This is a genomic window from Vibrio sp. Vb0667 (assembly GCF_033391095.1).
Window position 1 is genome coordinate 1 of sequence record NZ_JAWPOL010000220.1, and the last position, 1,277, is coordinate 1,277.

A 1,277-nucleotide genomic window follows, 5' to 3' on the forward strand; every position below is an offset into this window, starting at 1 on the left:
ACTCTTGACCGTTGTGACCTGCACAGCAAGCCAATCGATCAGCGCAGGAAGCATCTGAGTTGACGCCTTTTCTCCCTTCATCCACGTTTGCGCGTAAGATAACAGATCTGGTACTAAATTTTGTAAGTTTTGTTGGCGTAATGGTGCTGGCACGCCCATGACCATTAGCGCTTTATCATTTCTGGCTTTTAATTGGATACCCAACTGAGCAAAGTCTTGTTGATAATCTTGTGCCAACTTCACTAAGTCAGTGTCCAACTTCATCGACAACGGTACTAATAAAGGCTGCGCTTTTAACGCTCCTTCACTTGGCGTCAACTGACCTTTGGTGCGATAGAACTCAGCTCGAGGTAATGAAACTAAGGCTACTCCACTGTCGCTGCTCATCAGAACAAATTGTTCATCCACAGCGGCCAACGCTTTCCCCAACGCTGTAACTTGAGGCAAACTCACTTCTCGAACGGACCCTGTCGATGTCGGTTGCTCAGCTTGTTGCGATTCGAAGTCGGGTGTTTTTAGCAGTTCATGGTAAGTGTGGACTTCTCGCTTGCTTGGTGCAGGTTCAGCATGACGCTCTTTACCTACATTTGGTTTAGGCGCAGGTTTGGATTCAATCCAATCCATTCGCTTAAAGGAGTCTGCAATGCGTGCTTCACGCACAGATGAATCACTCGGCGCACGATCGCGTGGCTTTATCTCATAATCAGTACGTCCAGGGTACGTAGGCGTTTTATCAATCGCTTGATACACACGCTCTGGGACAGTAGTACTCACTGATTGTGGCGAGTATTGAGGCGTCGTTTCCGGTTGGCTTTCTCGCTCTTCAGGCTCTGCTCGATGGAACGCGGACTCATTGACTTGCGGCTTATCAATCACAGAGCTTTGTGCCAGTGCATCAGCCAAAGCTTGATAGATAAAGTCATGTACCAATCTTGCTTGGTGGAAACGCACTTCATGCTTCGCTGGATGAACGTTCACGTCCACCTGATGCGGGTCTAGCTCGATGAACAACACATAAGCGGCAAATTGATCCGGCTTTAAGCTCATTTCGTAACTTTGACGAATCGCATGATTGATCAGTTTGTCCCGCATCATGCGGCCATTCACGTAACAATACTGCAAATCGCTTTGCTGACGAGCCCCATCCGGGGTGGTGATCCAACCATGCAACTTGAGACCTTGATGCTCAAGCTCAATACGAAGCATATTACGCACAAATGCATTACCACACACCGCCGCTATACGCTTTTCGGTTTGCAGTTGATTCTTAGCCGCAC

1 protein-coding gene is annotated in these 1,277 nt (G+C 48.2%); it reads right to left on the reverse strand.

All coding sequences use genetic code 11. The features are described 5' to 3' along the window. Nucleotides 1-1,277 (reverse strand): DNA mismatch repair endonuclease MutL (gene mutL / locus R8269_RS24775; protein ID WP_318222851.1); only part of this gene is annotated, 1,277 nt, incomplete at both ends.